The 17,133-nt window shown below is 69.2% G+C and carries 14 protein-coding genes and 1 pseudogene; 5 read left to right on the top strand and 10 right to left on the bottom strand.

Translation table 11 applies throughout. The features are described 5' to 3' along the window. Positions 1 to 164: 164 nt before the first annotated feature. Positions 165 to 395, top strand: coding sequence for a hypothetical protein (locus GBZ26_RS16145; RefSeq protein ID WP_236778257.1), 231 nt, complete (start codon positions 165 to 167; stop codon positions 393 to 395). Between the two features lie 68 nt (positions 396 to 463). Here the strand turns inward: GBZ26_RS16145 and GBZ26_RS16140 are convergent, their stop codons facing one another. The 3 genes from GBZ26_RS16140 to GBZ26_RS16130 form a co-directional block, all read right to left on the bottom strand. Next, positions 464 to 688 carry a hypothetical protein gene (locus GBZ26_RS16140; RefSeq protein ID WP_246653827.1) on the bottom strand — a complete coding sequence of 75 codons (225 nt, stop codon included), beginning with the start codon at positions 686 to 688 and terminating at the stop codon, positions 464 to 466. A gap of 47 nt (positions 689 to 735) precedes the next feature. Next, entirely contained in the window at positions 736 to 930 is a 195-nt protein-coding gene (locus GBZ26_RS16135; protein ID WP_014197998.1) for a hypothetical protein, read from the bottom strand. A 247-nt stretch (positions 931 to 1,177) separates the two neighbouring features. Then, positions 1,178 to 1,729 (bottom strand): YcbK family protein, encoded by a 552-nt coding sequence (locus GBZ26_RS16130; RefSeq protein WP_059399390.1) that lies wholly within the window; start codon positions 1,727 to 1,729, stop codon positions 1,178 to 1,180. A 566-nt stretch (positions 1,730 to 2,295) separates the two neighbouring features. Between GBZ26_RS16130 and GBZ26_RS16125 the strand changes: the two genes are divergently transcribed. Beyond that, the gene (locus GBZ26_RS16125) at positions 2,296 to 4,113 is read left to right on the top strand and encodes a hypothetical protein (RefSeq protein ID WP_246653826.1); all 1,818 of its coding nucleotides are present in this window, start codon (positions 2,296 to 2,298) and stop codon (positions 4,111 to 4,113) included. A 46-nt stretch (positions 4,114 to 4,159) separates the two neighbouring features. Here the strand turns inward: GBZ26_RS16125 and GBZ26_RS16120 are convergent, their stop codons facing one another. Continuing rightward, a complete protein-coding gene (locus GBZ26_RS16120; RefSeq protein ID WP_174439709.1) occupies positions 4,160 to 4,354 on the bottom strand; it encodes a hypothetical protein in 195 nt (64 codons plus the stop codon). Positions 4,355 to 4,417: 63 nt separating this feature from the next. Next, positions 4,418 to 4,603 carry a hypothetical protein gene (locus GBZ26_RS16115; protein ID WP_014197993.1) on the bottom strand — a complete coding sequence of 62 codons (186 nt, stop codon included), beginning with the start codon at positions 4,601 to 4,603 and terminating at the stop codon, positions 4,418 to 4,420. Positions 4,604 to 4,898: 295 nt separating this feature from the next. On the opposite strand from GBZ26_RS16115, the gene GBZ26_RS16110 reads away from it, so the two are divergent. Beyond that, positions 4,899 to 6,995, top strand: a complete 2,097-nt coding sequence (locus tag GBZ26_RS16110) for a YgiQ family radical SAM protein (protein ID WP_174439708.1) — start codon at positions 4,899 to 4,901, stop codon at positions 6,993 to 6,995. Between the two features lie 31 nt (positions 6,996 to 7,026). On the opposite strand, the gene GBZ26_RS30300 is transcribed toward GBZ26_RS16110, so the two are convergent. After that, complete coding sequence (locus GBZ26_RS30300; RefSeq protein WP_246653825.1) at positions 7,027 to 7,326, bottom strand: hypothetical protein; 300 nt, start codon at positions 7,324 to 7,326, stop codon at positions 7,027 to 7,029. A 453-nt stretch (positions 7,327 to 7,779) separates the two neighbouring features. Here GBZ26_RS30300 and GBZ26_RS16100 point away from each other — a divergent pair, with 453 nt between their 5' ends. Then, a complete protein-coding gene (locus GBZ26_RS16100; protein WP_174439706.1) occupies positions 7,780 to 8,571 on the top strand; it encodes a C40 family peptidase in 792 nt (263 codons plus the stop codon). Between the two features lie 42 nt (positions 8,572 to 8,613). On the opposite strand, the pseudogene cobA reads toward GBZ26_RS16100, so the two are convergent. The 4 genes and pseudogenes from cobA to nirB all read right to left on the bottom strand — a co-directional run. After that, positions 8,614 to 9,423: pseudogene (cobA, locus tag GBZ26_RS16095) on the bottom strand (uroporphyrinogen-III C-methyltransferase); the annotation flags it as partial. Then, positions 9,413 to 12,142, bottom strand: a complete 2,730-nt coding sequence (locus GBZ26_RS16090) for a molybdopterin-dependent oxidoreductase (RefSeq protein ID WP_343207250.1) — start codon at positions 12,140 to 12,142, stop codon at positions 9,413 to 9,415. The pseudogene cobA and the gene GBZ26_RS16090, both read right to left, overlap by 11 nt. 61 nt (positions 12,143 to 12,203) lie before the next feature. After that, entirely contained in the window at positions 12,204 to 12,560 is a 357-nt protein-coding gene (gene nirD, locus GBZ26_RS16085) for a nitrite reductase small subunit NirD (protein ID WP_035677835.1), read from the bottom strand. 6 nt (positions 12,561 to 12,566) lie between these two features. After that, on the bottom strand, positions 12,567 to 15,032 hold the full coding sequence (gene nirB / locus GBZ26_RS16080; protein WP_174439704.1) for a nitrite reductase large subunit NirB: 2,466 nt from the start codon (positions 15,030 to 15,032) through the stop codon (positions 12,567 to 12,569). Positions 15,033 to 15,677: 645 nt separating this feature from the next. Here nirB and GBZ26_RS16075 point away from each other — a divergent pair. Beyond that, positions 15,678 to 17,078, top strand: a complete 1,401-nt coding sequence (locus GBZ26_RS16075) for an ABC transporter substrate-binding protein (RefSeq protein ID WP_174439703.1) — start codon at positions 15,678 to 15,680, stop codon at positions 17,076 to 17,078. Positions 17,079 to 17,133 lie beyond the last annotated feature (55 nt).

Raw genomic sequence — 17,133 nt, 5'->3', positions numbered from 1 at the left:
GAAGGGGCCCGCGGCGAAGCCGTGGGAAGGGTGGGGGCAACCGCGGCCCGAATTATTCCAAAGGCACCGATGCAGCCGCCGCTCATCAGTCCTGCGTTTGCGCGGTTTTTGGTTAGTGCTTCCTTAACCCGGCAGGATCATGGTCCGCCCACCGCAAACAGAGCATGCACGCAGGGCGCCTGACCATGGGCCAGAAGACCATCAAGTTCTCCGACAAGAACGGCTACCGCGACGTCGAACTCGACAGCCTGCCGCGCAACGTGCGCGCCGCCGTCACCGACATGGCCGCCAAGAACCCCGTCGCCAGCATCATCGTCGACCAGACGGGCATGCTGTACCGGATTCACCTGACCGAGCCGGCGAACGTCTATCTGGACGTGCTCTCGGTCGCCTGAGCCACAGCACATCCCATAAGGAAACGGCGGCGCACCCGATGCGCCGCCGTTTCCATTTCAGCGTTCCGTCACTCCGGCAGGACGGACACCGTGCGGTCCAGGGCATCGCGCGGAACCGTCGAGCCGAAACCGGACAGGATCGCGCGGGCATGCCCCGGCGCCAAACCGGTCATCCGGGCCAGATCGCCGGCGTCCAGCCCCTGCTGTTCGGCGGCGTGGCGGATGCGGGTTATGGCGTCGCGTTTCTCCGTGCGGTCCATGGCGCTGCTCCGTTTGCGGACGTGATGAGTCATGCGGTCCTCCTGTGCCGGCGGGCAGGGAGAGGCGGGTTTGCGGCTCCTCAGTGCGGGCGGCCCTCCAGGCGGCGCAGCGCGCGGTCGAGCGTGCTCACGGGCATCATGAACACGGTGCCGCCCAGAACCGCCCGGACATCCTCGATGTCCAAGCCGGTCGCCGCGGCGACGCCCCGCTCGTCCAGGCCGCGGTCTTCGGCGATCACGGCGATCCAGCCCGCCAGCGTGCGGGCCTGCGCCATCCGGGCCGGGTCCGTCAACGGGTGACGATTCGCGGATAAGCTGCGGCTTCGGGGGTTCGCAAGGTCGGTGGGGGTCAGCATGGGCTCCTCCCAAAGAGCTTTGGCCGGATCATTCGGCCTTCTTTTTCGGCTATGGTGCGCTTCCTCCGTCCTGCGCACAATCCACCCATCGGCTTAATGCCCTTCGCCCGATGCCCCCTGGCAAAAGGTTCTGCGACGAAAAGTCCCGATTCCAACCCCTCCACGCTCAGGCTCCCACCCAGCGCCGCGTCGGTCCGGTGTCCACATGGACGAAGTTCCGCTTCGCGTAGCAACCCGCCCCGCCCTCGCCGAAGGACAGGGCGCAGCGGTAGAGATCCACCGCACGCCGTCCCTGCAGGCGCAGGTCGACCGCCCGCCCCTGCAGGTGCAGGCTGCCTGTCGCCGCCCCCTTCACACGACGGTTGGTCTCTTTGGACCGGAAGGCCGACAGCACTTCGAACGGATGCTGGCTGTCCAGCTTCTCCTGCATCTCCGACAGACGATTCAGCAGGGCGAGATCGATGCGGTGGCAATCGTCGCTGCGATGGTCGCGCAGCACCCAGTCGATGCGGGCCATCGCCTCCGCCACCGGGCGTCCCTCCGCCCAATAGACACCGTCGAAGCTTTCCCCCGTCAGGCAGTTGTAAATTCGCAGCGTGCGCTCCGGCGCCGGTTCCCACGCCGCCGCGCTGCGGCTGTTGCAGACGCCGACCGCCACGGCGGCCCCCAACCCGAAGATGCCGCGGCGCGTCAGCGCGGACGCGGCGGGCTGGTCCATCCGGGATCTCTGGGGAGACGATTGAAGGGGAAGAGACGGACAGCGGCGGGACGGAGCGTTCAGAGAAGACAAAAAAGACGACGACAAAAAGGACATGGAACCACCGGTGCGTTGCGTTACCAAAGCCGAGAACAGGGGAAACCGGGAAATGTCGGCACGCCTTATCGACGGCGGGGGATGCGCGTCGGTTGAGCAGGGCGTGCCGCGGGGACGGGGGAGACCCTCAGCCAGTGTTCGGGTCCTCCCGTGTCGAGTCCCCTGTCCGGCGGCGGGTAACCCGGACAATGGCCCGACCGTTCCGCCGCGGCGGGTAGCATACGGTAGTTTACGCCCCGTTCGGCGGAGGAGCCCCGCGCCGCATTCGGTCCGGCACCCCCAGCCTTTGGATGATCGCCTTATCCCAACGATCAGAGAAGCGGGCGGACTTCGGAAATATGGTCCGTCCTAAAAGCACAGGGCCAATGGACATGAGTTTTTCCCGATGAAAGAATGCCGCCAACACATCGACCCACCCCTTTTGGGAAAGATCACCCGTCGTCTTTCTCAACGTTCGGGAGACGTCACGAATGACCGAGGAAACTCCGCCCGCGCAGGGGTGGGCATTGGATGATCGTGCCGTCAGGACCCAGCTTGAGCGGATTTTGGCGAGCAACCATTTCGACGCGTCGGACCGGAATCGCCGCTTCCTGCGCTATGTGGTCGAGGAATGCCTGGAGGGGCGGGCGCAGCAGATCAAGGCCTACTGCATCGCGGTCAGCGTCTTCAACCGGGAGCCGAGCTTCGACCCGCAATCCGATCCCATTGTGCGGTTGGAGGCCGGGCGGCTGCGCCGCAGCTTGGAGCACTACTATCTGACCGCCGGCCGCGACGACCCGATCCGCATCGTCGTACCGAAGGGCGGATACGCACCTCGCTTTGAACAGTTGAACGGCGATCCGTCCCCCACCCTGCCCGACCCTCACGCCGTTCCAGCGGCGGAAACGGTGCGGATGCCCGTTTCCCTGGGCGTCGCCGTCTTGGCCGCCGTGGTGCTGATCGCGGTCGGGCTGGCGGGCCTGTTGGCCGGACGAAACCTCGCCTCGCCCATTGATGTGGAAGAAGCGTTGGCTCTCGGTCCGCATCCGATCGCAGCCGGCGCGGAGCCGAGGGAGAGCGAGCCGGCGTCGCCCCGGTCGGCGCCCCCAGTCGCGGTCACGTCCGCGGCGGTCGCCGCATCGATGACCGTCGTCGTCGGCCCCTTCCGCACCACCGGCCAATCGGCGGAGGACGGCGCCCTTGCCGCCATGCTGACCGACGAGATCGCCAACGGTCTTGCCAACCGGACCGACCTGCCGGTGCGGATCGATCCGCCGCCGACCGCCGCCCTGCCCCACCAGGGAATTCGTCTGTCCGGAAGCCTTCAGGGGCATGACGCGGCGGTGCGTCTGGTCGTGCATTTGACCGATCTCGCCACCGGAGCGGTGCTGTGGTCCAACAGCCTGGACCGACCGGCCGGGCCGGAGGGTGCGCCCACCCCGCAGGCCTTGGCAGCCGACATCGTCGAACCGCTCACCGCTGCGCATGGTCCCTTGCTGCCGGTTGCCACCGCGCGCCTGCGCACCAAACCGACCACCAGCCTGTCGCCGCGCGAGTGCGCCTTCCTCGCCACCGGTCGGCATGAAATCCCGCCAGCCGAGCGGAACGCCCTGAACGGTTGCCTGACCTCGGCCGCCAGCGCGTTGACGACCAACGCCAGCGAGGCCGCCCGGCTGTGGTCGGCGCTGTCCCTTCTGCAATCCGACGCTTATCGGACAGAACGGAACGATGCGGCCCTCAACGATGCCCTGGCGGCCGCCCTGCGCGCCACCGAACTGGAGCCGACCTCGCTGCGCCCGTTGACGGCGCTCTACACCGCCTATTGCCTGCGCGGGCAGTACGCCCCCTGCTTCGCCGCCGGGCAGCGCGCCTTGCAGGCGTCCCCTGGGAACGCCCATGTGCTGGGTGACCTTGGTCTCTGGCATGTCGAAGCCGGGCAGCCCGCGAAAGGCCTGCCCTTGCTGGAGCAGGCGATGGAGCGCGACCCGGCGCAGCGGGAACGGCTTCTTCCCGCATACAGCCTTGCCCTCCAGCGCCATGGACACCCGGACAGCACGAAGCTGGAGTTCGAGGTGACCGCCGCCGCCCCGGCCCAGGCTGCCCTGGCGGTCGCCTTCGTGCAGATGGGTCGGATGGACGAGGCCAAGGCGGCGGCGACGCGGGCCCTGGCGGCGGACCCCGATTTCGCACGCCGCGCCGCGCGGGAGCAGCGCATCCAGCCCCTGCCCCCGACGCTGGACGCGGCCATCCGCAGCAGCTATGCCATGGTCGGATTGGCCGCGCCCGCAGGCGAGAGCGTCGCCCAGTAGCTCTCATACGACGTCGTATGATGAAACCGGCGACGCGTCCGACACGTCAGCCGGTGCCCGGCTGGACGGATCCGTCATCCTCTTCCGCCCGCCGCCGCAACTCGTCGGACGTGGTTCCGGCGGGAACGGCGTCCTGCAGCGTCCCGTCGCCGGGCGTCTTGGTCTTGTCCTCCAACGGGGAGTCCTTCCCCGCCTCGCCCCCCACCTGGGGAGGGCTGCCGGGTGTCTTCTCTTCAGCCATGGCGAACCTCCGCTTTGTTGTGGTTCCAGCGAACAACGCTCGCGGTGCCTGTGGGGGTCCCCATCACGGCCGGGGTGCGCTGTCCGGAGAGTCGTCCGTCCCCGGCGCCTTATCCTTTCTGGTCTCGGCACCCGGTCCTTCGATGTTCTGGAATCCCATCTTCTCCTCGTCGATGGCGGGGTCGGCGCGGGTGTTCTTGATGTCGAGCGGCTCGTCGCGCTGGTCGCCGTAACGCTTGTCGGTGCTCATGGTCCACTCCTGTCCATGGGAAAAGCTTGCGTCTCAGCCCTTCCCAACAGGGTGCCGGGACACCTGTTGCAACGGGCCCCTTGCCGATGGCGGCCCGGCTGCACACATCACGGCGTCATAATCGCGTATAAAGTTGACCCCGACGGTCAGGCAATCCTTGACCGCGCCGCGGCACTTCCGTAGGGACTCGCGCGGTGGACCATGCCGGACAAGACCGGTATGAAACCGGCACCCGACCATCAAGCACCCCGCCCCGGCAGCGCACCGCGCACCGGCGGCCCGAACGGAGAGCGTCATGCTCAACGAAGCCACGCCCACCGTCGCCGGTCCGGCGGCGCGGGACATCTTCTCCCTCCCCCGGCACCGGACGGAGGCCCGGCGCCCCGCCCCCTTCCTGCCGATAACGCGGGCGGAGATGGACCGGCTGGGCTGGGATTCCTGCGACATCGTCGTGGTGACGGGCGACGCCTATGTGGACCATCCCAGCTTCGGCATGGCGATCATCGGGCGGCTGCTGGAGGCGCAGGGCTTCCGCGTCGGCATCATCGCCCAGCCGGACTGGAGCAGCGCGGAGCCGTTCAAGGCGCTGGGCAAGCCGAACCTGTTCTTCGGGGTGACCGGCGGCAACATGGACTCGATGGTGAATCACTACACCTCGGACCGCCGCCTGCGTCACAACGACAGCTACACCCCCAACGACGAGGGCGGCAAACGGCCCGACCGCGCGGTGATCGTCTACAGCCAGCGCTGCCGCGAAGCCTACAAGGACGTGCCCATCGTGCTCGGCGGCATCGAGGCGAGCCTCCGCCGCATCGCCCAGTACGATCATTGGAGCGAGAAGGTCCGCCGCTCCGTCCTCGTGGACTCCAAGGCCGACATCCTGTGCTACGGCAACGCGGAGCGCGCAATCATCGACGTCGCCCACCGCATCGCTGCCGGGGAGAAGGCGCGGGAGATCGACGACGTCCGCGGCACCTCCATCGTCCGCAGCCGCGTGCCGGACGGCTGGACCGTCCTCGACAGCAGCAGCATCGACGAGCTGACCCCCGCCGCCCCGCGCGCCGCCGGGGCCGACCGCACGGTGGTCCGGCTGCCCTCCTTCGAGCAGGTCAGCGCCGACAAGGTGCTCTACGCCCACGCCTCGCGTGTGCTGCACCAGGAGAGCAACCCCGGCAACGCCCGCGCGCTGGTGCAGCGGCACGGCGACCGCGAGGTCTGGCTGACCACTCCGCCGATCCCGCTGACCACGGCGGAGATGGACGGGGTCTACGGCCTGCCCTACGCCCGCGCGCCCCACCCGTCCTACGGCGACGCGCGCATCCCGGCCTGGGAGATGATCCGCTTCTCGGTGAACATCATGCGCGGCTGCTTCGGCGGCTGTTCCTTCTGCTCGATCACCGAGCATGAGGGGCGCATCATCCAGAGCCGGTCGGAGGGGTCGATCCTGAAGGAGATCGAGGAGATCCGCGACAAGGTGAAGGGCTTCACCGGGGTCATCTCCGACATGGGCGGGCCGACCGCCAACATGTACCGCATGGCCTGCAAGGACCCGGAGATCGAGAAGGTCTGCCGCCGCCCGTCCTGCGTCTTCCCGGACATCTGCAAGAACCTGAACACCGACCACAGCGACCTGATCCAGCTCTACCGCAAGGCGCGCGCCATCCCCGGCGTGAAGAAGATCAACATCGCCTCGGGCCTGCGCTACGACCTCGCCGTCCGCAGCCCGGAGTATGTGAAGGAGCTGGTGACCCACCATGTCGGCGGTTACCTGAAGATCGCGCCGGAGCACACCGAGCCCGGCCCGCTGTCCAAGATGATGAAGCCGGGGATCGGCACCTACGACCGCTTCAAGGAGATGTTCGAGAAGGCGGCCAAGGCGGCGGGCAAGAAGCTCTACCTGATCCCCTACTTCATCGCCGCCCACCCCGGCACCAGCGACGAGGACATGATGAACCTCGCTTTGTGGCTGAAGCGGAACGGGTTCAAGGCCGATCAGGTGCAGACCTACCTGCCCTCCCCCATGGCGCTCGCCACGGCGATGTACCACAGCGACCGCAACCCGCTGCGCCCGATCCGCCGCGAGGGGTCGGAAACGGTGTTCTCCGCCAAGGGGCTGAAGCAGCGCCGCCTGCACAAGGCGTTCCTGCGCTACCACGACCCGGAGAACTGGCCGGTGCTGCGCGACGCGCTGAAGGCGATGGGCCGCAGCGACCTGATCGGACCGGGCGAGCACCAGCTGGTGCCGGCCTGGCAGACGACGGGCGGCGTGGGCAAGGCGGACAAGCCCAAGGCGGATCGGCCGAAGCCGGGCAAGACCTTCTACACCCAGCAGGCCGGCAAGGGCCGCCGGGCGCCGGTCAAGAGCGGCAAGCCGACGGGGAGGGTGAGGTAGTCCTCGCCCCTCCGGGGAGAGGGGACAAAGGTCAGCAGTCGTTGAGCGCCCGGATGCGTTCGATCAACGCCAGTCCCTCGCGCTCGGCCAGCGCGACCTCGGCGGCGCCGTCGCAGGCGCGGCCGCTCACATGGACATAGTGGTAGCGCACGCGCACGGTGTTCCGGCCGGCGGCCTCCGCGGCCAGCAGGCGGACGGGAACGCTCATGTTGCCGTAGAAGCGGTTCATCGACGCGATGTCGTAGGCCCCGCTGCCCCGCTTTTCAGGAATGACATAGGTGTTGGCCCGTGCGGCGTCAGCCTGCCCCAAGGCGTCGTAGAAGGCACGCACCGCCGCGACCCCGTCGGTCGGTTGCGGGCGCGGCGTGGGCGGATGGGTTTGGGCCGGGTCAGCGCTCGCGGCGGGCTGCGGGATGGGCGCAGGGTTGGCCGCGGGCTGACCCGGCCGGACCACCGTGGCCGCCGGGGACGGCTGCGGTGGAACGGGGTCCGGCGGGGCAGGGGGCTGCTCCACCGTTGGAGAGGGCGCCGGAGAGGCGACGGGCTTCGGTACGAGCCGCAGGGGACCGCTGGTGGCGGCTTGGGGGGCCGTCTGCGCGGCCGCTGCACCGGTCAGCAGACATAAGCACGCCGCCGCCGCGAGCCCCAGACGCCTCACACGGTTGCCCATCGCCCTCTCCTGTCGAAAAGCGTCAAATCCATAGCAAATCCCCGTTTGCCGGAGGATTGTCCGGAACGGTCCTCTGGCTTGCATTCCGTCGGGGCGGGCTCTAGCGTGACCGGCATGACCGATGCACAGACCACCCCGATCCGCCGGCTCGCCGCCCCGCAGGCCGTTCTTCTGGAACAGCCGAGGCACGGCGTCCCGCAAACCAGCGAGATGCTGTTCGGTGAAACATGTACGCCGCTCGACCGGGATGGCGACTGGGTGAAGGTGGAAAACCGCATCGACGGCCATGTCGGCTGGCTTCCCCCCGGCACGGACCTGACGGAGCCGGTCGCCCCGACCCACCGCGTGTCCGGACGCGTGGCGAACCTGCACCCGGCGCCCACCCACAAGGCGGTGCCCGTGGCGGCGCTGAGCTTCGGCAGCCTCGTGACCGTGGCGGAGCAAGCCGACGCCCAGTGTCCAGGGGGCTGGGTCCGGCTCGACAACGGGCTGTGGACCTTCGGCAAGCTGTTGGAGCCGGTGGCCGTGCCGCTGGACCGCGTTCCGGTGGAGACGGCGCTGCGCTTCCTGGAGACCCCCTATGTCTGGGGCGGGCGGAGCGCCTTCGGCATCGACTGCTCCGGCCTCGTCCAGGTGGCGCTGCGCGGGGCGGGGATCGTCACCCACCACAGCAGCGGCATGCAGCGCAACGACGACCGGCTGGGGCCGATGGTCTCAACGGACGGGCAGGGGGTCGATTACCGCCGCGGCGACATCGTGTTTTTCCCCGGCCATGTCGGGATCATGCTGGACGGCGCCACGCTGCTGCACGCCACGGTCTTCACCATGTCCGTCGTGACCGAGCCCCTGGCCGACGTGGCCGCCCGCGCCGAGGGCATCACCGGCGTACGCCGACCGCTCCTCTAGCGCCCAGCCGATCAGGAGCAGCGTCGGGCCGTCGCCCGCCGCCACGCCCCGCTCGGCCATGGCGCCCAGCGTCGTCCGGTAATGGCGCTCGTCGGGACGACAGCCGTTCTCCACCGCCAGCACCGGCGTGTCTGGGGACAGCCCGCCTTCGGTCAGGCCGCGCCCGACGCGGCGGGCGGCCTCGCGGCCCATGTAGATCGCCAGCGTGCCCTTGGGATCGGCCAGCCGCGCCCAGTCCGGTTCGGTCGCGTCGCCCTCGCGGGCGTGGGCGGTGACGAAGGTGACGGCGCGCGACACGCCGCGCTTGGTCAGCGACAGCCGGGCGCTGGACGCGCAGCCGAGCGCCGCGGTGATTCCGGGGATCACCGACACGCTGATTCCGACACGCTCCAGATGCTCGATCTCCTCGCCGGCCCGGCCGAAGATCATCGGGTCGCCACCCTTCAGCCGGACGGTGCGCCGCCCGCTGCGGGCCTGCGCCTCGATCAGCGCGTTGATGGCCTCCTGCGAGTGGGAATGCCTGCCCGACCGCTTGCCGACGCAGATCAACTCCGCCCCCGGCTGCGCCAGGGCGAGGATGCCCGGCCCGACGAGATGGTCGTAGAGGATCACCTCGGCCTGCGAAATCGCCCGCGCCGCCGCGACGGTCAGCAGGTCGGGGTCCCCCGGCCCGGCGCCGACCAGCGTGACGTGGGGCGTCCGCCCGGAGACCTCCGGGATGGCGCGGGCGACGCGGCGGGCCGTGCGCGGACGCAGCGCGGAGCCCAACGCAGCGCGCAGGGCGACGATGAAGTTGATACGCTTGCCTCCGGACCGGGAGACGAGACCGTCAAGCCAATCTTCAAGCCACATGGCTGCGCTGGGCATCGGCAAGGATCTCCTTGAGTTCGGGGATGCAGGAGCCGCAGTTGGTCCCGGCCCGCAAGGCCGTTCCGACCTCCTGGACCGTGGTCAGGCCTTGGCTTTGGATGGCGGCGATCAGGCGGTTGACGCCGACGCCGAAGCAGGAACAGACCGTCCGCCCCTCGTCCGCCGTGGGAACCGGCGAGCGGCCGGAGAGCAGGGCGCGGCGGGCGGGACCGTCCAGCGCCTCCGCCGACAGCAGGTCGACCAGCCAGGCGCGGCTTGGCAACCCACCGGTCGTGGACAGGAACAGGCAGGCCTCCAGCCGGTCGTGGGTCACCCAGGCGCGGCGCAGCACGCCGCGGGCCTCGTCGCTGTAATCGACCGTCGCCCCGGCGAAGCCGAACGCCAGCGCCTCCGGAGCGGGCAGGGCGCCCTCGCCGGCCAGCTCGATCAGGTGGCCGCCGGGGACGGCGCGGCGGGACCAGTAGCCGCCATGGGCAGGCTCCACGGGCTCGCGGGCGATCAGGAATCCGGTCCAGGCGGCGGGGTAGGGGGTGACCGTGACGGGCATCCGCTTCAGGTCGGGCTGGCCCGACAGCGGGTCCACGGCCCGGTCGTCCACCAGCCGCCCGACGACGCAGGCGGCGGTGAAGCGGTCGGTCCAGTGCATGGGCAGGAAGGCTTCCCCCACCCGCTGCGCCTCGGTCACCCGCAGCCGGGCCAGCGCCGTGCCGACAGGGGTTGAGAGGCTGACCAGGGCGCCGTCCGTCAGGCCGCGCGCCGCCGCGTCCTGCGGGTGAAGATCCAGGCAGGGTTCCGGCGCGTGGGCGGAGAGGCGCGGCGACAGGCCGGTGCGCGTCATGGTGTGCCATTGGTCGCGCAGACGGCCGGTGTTCAAGATCAGCGAACCCGGCTCCACGCTGCGGGGCAGGGGACGGGACATGACCGGGACGAAGCGCGCCCGCCCGTCGTCGGTGAAGAAGCGCCCGTCGGTGTAGAGACGGCGCGTCGGCTCCTCGCCGACCCGCCGCGGCCAGGGAGCGGGAGCGAGCGTTTCAAATTCAGCGTCGTACAGCCCGGCAAGGCCGCCGATGTCGAAGGCGCGCGTGCCGTCGTTCTCGAAGGCCGAGAGGGCGGCGTGCTCGCGAAACAGATCGGCGGGCGTCTCGAAGGGGAAGGCGTCGGCGAAGCCCATCGCGCGGGCGACCTGGGTGACGATCCACCAGTCGGGCCGCGCCTCGCCCGCCAGGGGACGGAAGGCCCGCTGGCGGGAGATGGTGCGGTCGGAGTTGGTGACGGTGCCGTCCTTCTCGCTCCAGCCCGCGGCGGGCAGGCGGATGTGGGCCAGCCGCGCCGTGTCGGTATCGGCGATGCAGTCGGAGACGATGACCGTCTCGCAGTTTGCCAGCGCGCGGCGGACGCGGGCGGCGTCGGGCATGCTGACCGCCGGGTTGGTCGCCATGACCCAGACGGCGCGGACGGTGCCTGCCTCCACGGCGCGGAACAGGTCCACCGCCTTCAGGCCGGGCTTGTCCGCCACCCGCGGCGCGTTCCAGAAGCGGCGCAGCCGGTCCACCGATTCCGGCTCGAACCCCATATGGGCGGCGAGCTGGTTGGCGAGCCCGCCGACCTCGCGCCCGCCCATGGCGTTGGGCTGGCCGGTGACGGAGAAGGGTCCCATGCCCGGCGCGCCGATCCGCCCGGTCAGGAAATGGACGTTCAGGATGGCGTTGACCGTGTCCGTCCCCTGGGAGGACTGGTTGACCCCCTGGGAGTAAACGGTGACGGTGCGGCGGACCGTTGCGACTTCAGCGTAGAAGGCCTCGATTTCGGCCAGCGGCAGACCGCAGCGGGCGGCGACATGGGCGGGGGAGGGGGCGTCGGCGCGCGCGGCCTCCAGCGTTTTCGCCAGTCCGGCGGTGTGCTCCGCCACGAACCGGGCGTCGATCAGGCCGTTGTCGGCCAAATAAACGAGCAGCCCGTTGAACAGCAGGGCGTCGGTGCCGGGCCGGATGGGCAGGTGGCGGTCGGCCCCGTCCACTGCGGCGGTGCGGCGCGGGTCGAGGACGACGATGCGGGTGCCGCGCCTGTGCTTGGCCGCCAGCAGCCGCTGGTTCAGGATCGGGTGGCACCAGGCGAGGTTGGAGCCGACCAGAACGACCAGATCGGCCTCCTCCAGGTCGTCGTAGGTCACCGGCACCGCGTCGGCGCCGAAGCCGCGCTTGTGGCCCGCCACGCTGGAGGCCATGCAGAGGCGCGAGTTGGTGTCGATGTTGGCGGTGCCGAGGAAGCCCTTCGCCAGCTTGTTGACGGCGTAGTAGTCCTCGGTCAGCAACTGGCCGGAGACGTAGAAGGCCACCGAGTCCGGCCCGTGCTTGGCGATGGTGTCGGACAGGCGCGCTGCGACGGCGGCGATGGCTTCGTCCCAGGCGACGCGCCGCCCGTCCACCTCCGGGTGGAGCAGCCGTTCGGCAAGGCCCAGCGTGTCGGGCAGGTTGGTGCCCTTGGAGCAAAGCTTTCCCCGGTTGGCCGGATGGTCGGGGTCGCCAGAGACGGTGACGGTGCCGGTGCCGGTGCCGGTGCCGTCCGCCGCGACGGAGGCCAGAACGCCGCAGCCGACGCCACAATAGGGGCAGGTGGTGCGGACCGTTTCCCTCCCAAATTCCCTCTCCCCCCTGGGGAGAGGGGAGGGTGAGGGGGTTGCGCGTGGCGGTGCGTCCGGCACAAGCGCAACCCCCTCACCCCGGCCCTCTCCCCGGAGGGGAGAGGGGGAATAAGGCCTTCCCTCACCCATGGCCGCACCCCCCGCGTCCCGGACGGAAGGCCGCCAGCCCGAGCTGCACCGCGCCGTCCACCACCCGCACCGGGCAGTGCCCGGCGCAGCCCTCGTCCGGGCCGACCGCCTCGCCGCTGGCGAGGTCGATCACCCAGCTGTGCAGCGGGCAGGTCACCCGCGCACCGTGGACGATTCCCTGCGACAGCGGGCCGCCGGCGTGCGGGCAGCGGTCCTCCAGCGCGTAGACCTCGTCCGCCACGGTGCGGAACAGGGCGATGTCGCCGAAGTCGGTCCGCACCACGCGGGACCCCTGGCGGGGGATGTCCTCGACCGAGCCGACGGTGATCCAGGAAATGCTCTGATCCATCTGTCGTTACCCCACCTGAGCGAGCGGCGCGAATTCATGACGGTCCACCGACCCGCTGGCCCGCTCGGCCCAGGGATCGTCCTGCGAAAAGCTCTGGGAGAAGAGGAAGCGGGCGTTGAGGGCCGCCCGGCCCTCGGCATCATCGACCAGCCGGCGCTTCAGATAGTCCAGCCCGACACGCTCCAGCCACGGGGCGGTGCGCTCCAGATAGCGGGCCTCCTCGCGGTAGAGCTGCATGTAGGCGCCGGTGTATTCCAGCACCTCCGCCTCGGTCTCCACCTTCACCAGCAGGTCGCAGGCCCGGACATGCATGCCGCCGTTGCCGCCGACATGCAGCTCGTAGCCGCTGTCCACGCAGACGACGCCCAGGTCCTTGATGGTGGCCTCCGCGCAATTGCGCGGGCAGCCGGAGACGGCCAGCTTCACCTTGTGCGGGGTCCAGGTGCCCCAGGTCATCCGCTCCAGCTTCACGCCCAGGCCGGTGCTGTCCTGCGTGCCGAAGCGGCACCATTCCGAGCCGACGCAGGTCTTCACCGTGCGCAGCCCCTTGGCGTAGGCGTGGCCGGAGACCATGCCGGCGGCGTTCAGGTCCGCCCACACCGCGGGCAGGTCCTCCTTCTTCACGCCGAACAGGTCGATGCGCTGGCCGCCGGTGACCTTCACCGTGGGGATGGCGAACTTGTCCACCACATCGGCGATGGCGCGCAGTTCCTTGGCGCTGGTCAGCCCGCCCCACATGCGCGGAACGACGGAGTAGGTGCCGTCCTTCTGGATGTTGGCGTGGACGCGCTCGTTGATGTAGCGGGACCGGCTGTCGTCCTTGTAGTCGCCCGGCCATTCGCAGAGCAGGTAATAGTTCAGCGCCGGGCGGCAATGGTGGCAGCCGTCGGGCGTCCGCCATTCCAGCCGCTGCATCACGTCGGGGATGGATTTCAGTTCCAGCGCGGTGATGGCCCGGCGCACCTCGTCGTGGGTGCGGTCGGTGCACTTGCACATCGGCTTGGACTTCGCCTCGCCCGCGTAGCCGTCGCCCAGCGTCAAGGCCAGGAGCTGCTCCACCTGACCGGTGCAGCTTCCGCAGGAGGCCGAGGCTTTGGTATGAGCCCGCACCTCGTCCAGGTTGGACAGGCCCTTCTCGGTGATCGCCGTGACGATGGTGCCCTTGCACACGCCGTTGCAGCCGCAGATCTCCGCACCGTCGGGGAGTGCTGCAACGGCGGCCTTAGGGTTTGCCGCCCCCTCGCCTCCAAAGCTCTGGCCGAAGATCAGGGTGTCGCGGACCGGCGCCACCTCGGTGCCGTCCTTCAGCATCTGGAAGTACCAGCCGCCGTCCTTGGTGTCGCCGTAGAGCACGGCGCCGAGGATGCGGTTCTCCTTGACCACCACGCGCTTGTAGACGCCGCGGGCGGCGTCGCGGAACACGATGTCCTCGCAGTCCTTGCCGCCGGTGAAGTCGCCGGCCGAGAAGACATCCACCCCCGTCACCTTCAGCTTGGTCGAGGTGACGGAGCCGGTGTAGGCGGATTCCGTATCGCCGGCCAGCCGGGCGGCGGCGACCTTGGCCATCTCGAACAGCGGGGCGACGAGGCCGTAGGTCTGGCCGCGATGCTCCACGCACTCGCCGACCGACAGGATCGCCGGGTCGGAGGTGGTCATGGCGTCGTCCACCTGGATGCCGCGCCCGCAGGCCAGCCCCGCCGCCTTGCCCAGCGCCATGTTCGGGCGGATGCCCACGGCCATGACCACCAGATCGGCGGGAAGCTCCTGCCCATTTTTCAGGCGAACCGCGGAAACACTCCCGTTGCCCACAATTTCGGCAGTGTCGGCGCCGGTCAGCACGGCGATGCCGCGGCGCTCCAGCTCGTGCCGCAGCAGCGCCCCGGCGGAGCGGTCGAGCTGCCGTTCCATCAGCGTGTCCATCAGGTGCAGGACGGTGACGTCCATGCCCTTGACCTTCAGGCCGTTGGCCGCCTCCAGCCCGAGCAGGCCGCCGCCGATGACCACGGCGCGCCCGCCCTTGGCCGCCGCCTCCAGCATCGTGTCGACATCGGCGAGGTCGCGGAAGCCGACGACGCCGGGCAGGGTGGAGCCGGGCACCGGGATGATGATGGGGGTGGAGCCGGTGGCGATCAGCAGCTTGTCATAGGGCACGGTCAGGCCGGACATCGCCGTGACGCAGCGGTTCGCCCGGTCGATCACCTCCACCCGGTCGCCGGTCAACAGCTTGATTCCGTTGGCTTCGTACCAGTCGCGCCCGTTCAGGACGATCTGCTCGAAGGTCTTCTCCCCGGCCAGCACGGGGGAGAGCATGATGCGGTTGTAGTTGGGGTGCGGCTCGGCGCCGAAGACGGTGATGTCGTAACGGTCCGGCGCCTTGGCCAGCAGCTCCTCCAGCGTACGGATGCCGGCCATGCCGTTGCCGACGACGACCAGCCGTTCGCGCGGAGTCGGTGGATTGGTGTGCGTGCTCATGCTGTGTGCCCTCTTGCGAGGCCGCGAGGCCGAAAAGAAAAAGGCGCCCGAAGCCCTGGGGACTCCCGCGGGATTCCCAGGGTTTCGGACGCCGTTGTCCGGGTGGTTCGCCGTCGAACCGGCCATGGCGCCGTTGCCCTGGCCCTGATCTGCCCTTCCTTCTGGCAAGCCGCGTGCCAACACCGGCACCAAGGTATGAGAAAGGGACCAGAACGGCGGATTTCCGCCATTTGCACGGCCCTGCCGTTGTTGGTCGATGGCGGGAGTGTCGGGACTCGAACACGCGCTTTTGTCCTGGTTCGAACAAAAAGCGGTCCGAAAGCCGACAAATTGTGCAATGCGTCACCACCAAGGTACTAGCACAAACAATAGGCAATTCGCGTCAAGGCCGCAGAAACAAAGACCTTTGGCTCTGTTTGGACACCAACTCAGCCTTTGGCATGGTCCTTGCGAGAGAAACGGCGGGACGCGCCAACGGCGGTGCGTCCATCCCATACGCCCAAGGTTGGGCCCCTCGGCACCGTCGCTGACCCGGTTCGACAGCCCTTCATGGCTGGAGAGCCCTCAACGGCGCGTCGCCGGTGGGGCGTTGGATCGAGGTCGGGCGTGCCGCGTGGGTCCGGAACGAGAGATGGAGCGACCAACGTGACGCGAGACGTGACCCGATTTCCCACCTCCCCCCGCACCGCCCTGCTGTCCGCCGCCGCCACGCTGGCGTTGACGCTCGGGGCCGCCCAGGCCGCTCCGCTCGACGTGGAGAAGGACCAGCTCAAGCTGGGCTTCATCAAGCTGACCGACATGGCCCCGCTCGCCATCGCCGCGGAGAAGGGCTTCTTCGAGGACGAGGGCCTGTCGGTGACGCTGGAGCCGCAGGCCAACTGGAAAGTGCTGCTCGACCGCGTGATCTCCGGGGAGTTGGACGGCGCCCACATGCTGGCCGGCCAGCCGCTGGGCGCCACCATCGGCTTCGGCACCCAGGCCAACGTGGTGACCGCCTTCTCGATGGACCTCAACGGCAACGGCATCACCCTGTCCAACGAGGTGTGGGAGCGGATGAAGCCCAACCTGCCCAAGGGGCCGGACGGCAAGCCGCTGCACCCGATCAAGGCGGACGCGCTGAAGCCGGTCATCGCCCAGTACCGGGCGGAGGGCAAGCCCTTCACCATGGGCATGGTCTTCCCCGTCTCCACCCACAATTACGAGCTTCGCTACTGGCTGGCCGCCGGCGGCATCAACCCCGGCTACTACGCGCCCAACGACGTGTCGGGGCAGATCCAGGCCGACGCCCTGCTGTCGGTCACCCCGCCGCCGCAGATGCCGGCGACGCTGGAGGCCGGGACCATCTTCGGCTACAGCGTCGGCGAGCCGTGGAACCAGCAGGCGGTGATGAAGGGCATCGGTGTGCCGGTCATCACCGACACCGAGATCTGGAAGAACAACCCGGAGAAGGTCTTCGGCGTCACCGAGGGCTGGGCCGCCAAGAATCCCAAGACCCATCTGGCGCTGGTCAAGGCGCTGATCCGCGCCGCCATGTGGCTGGATGAGAACGACAACGCCAACCGCGCCGAGGCGGTGAAGATCCTGGCGAAGTCGGAGTATGTGGGGGCCGACGCCAAGGTCATCGCCAACTCGATGACCGGCACTTTCGAGTATGAGAAGGGCGACAAGCGGGCGGTTCCCGACTTCAACGTCTTCTTCCGCTACAACGCCACCTATCCCTTCTACTCCGACGCCGTCTGGTACCTGACGCAGATGCGCCGCTGGGGCCAGATCGCCGAGGCCAAGCCGGATTCCTGGTACGACGAGACCGCCCGCAAGGTCTACAAGCCGGAGATCTACCTGAAGGCCGCGCGGCTGCTGGTGGAGGAGGGCAAGGCCAAGGAGGCCGATTTCCCCTGGACCAGCGACGGCTACAAGCCGCTGGACGAGGGCTTCATCGACGGCATCGCCTACGACGGCCGCAAGCCCAACGAGTACCTGACCAAGCTGCCCATCGGCCTGAAGGGCGGGCAGGCGGTGCAGGGCGGCCAACTGGTCGGCGGTTGAGCGCTTTTCTTCCCGGATGACCTGCGCAGTGGCTGCGACGGGTCCCCACCCTAAC

Origin of the sequence: Azospirillum formosense, from assembly GCF_013340925.1 — a bacterium.
In the GTDB taxonomy this organism is placed as follows: domain Bacteria; phylum Pseudomonadota; class Alphaproteobacteria; order Azospirillales; family Azospirillaceae; genus Azospirillum; species Azospirillum formosense.
Note: the sequence above shows the minus strand (reverse complement) of the source record. Positions and strands in the feature narration are given on the sequence as shown.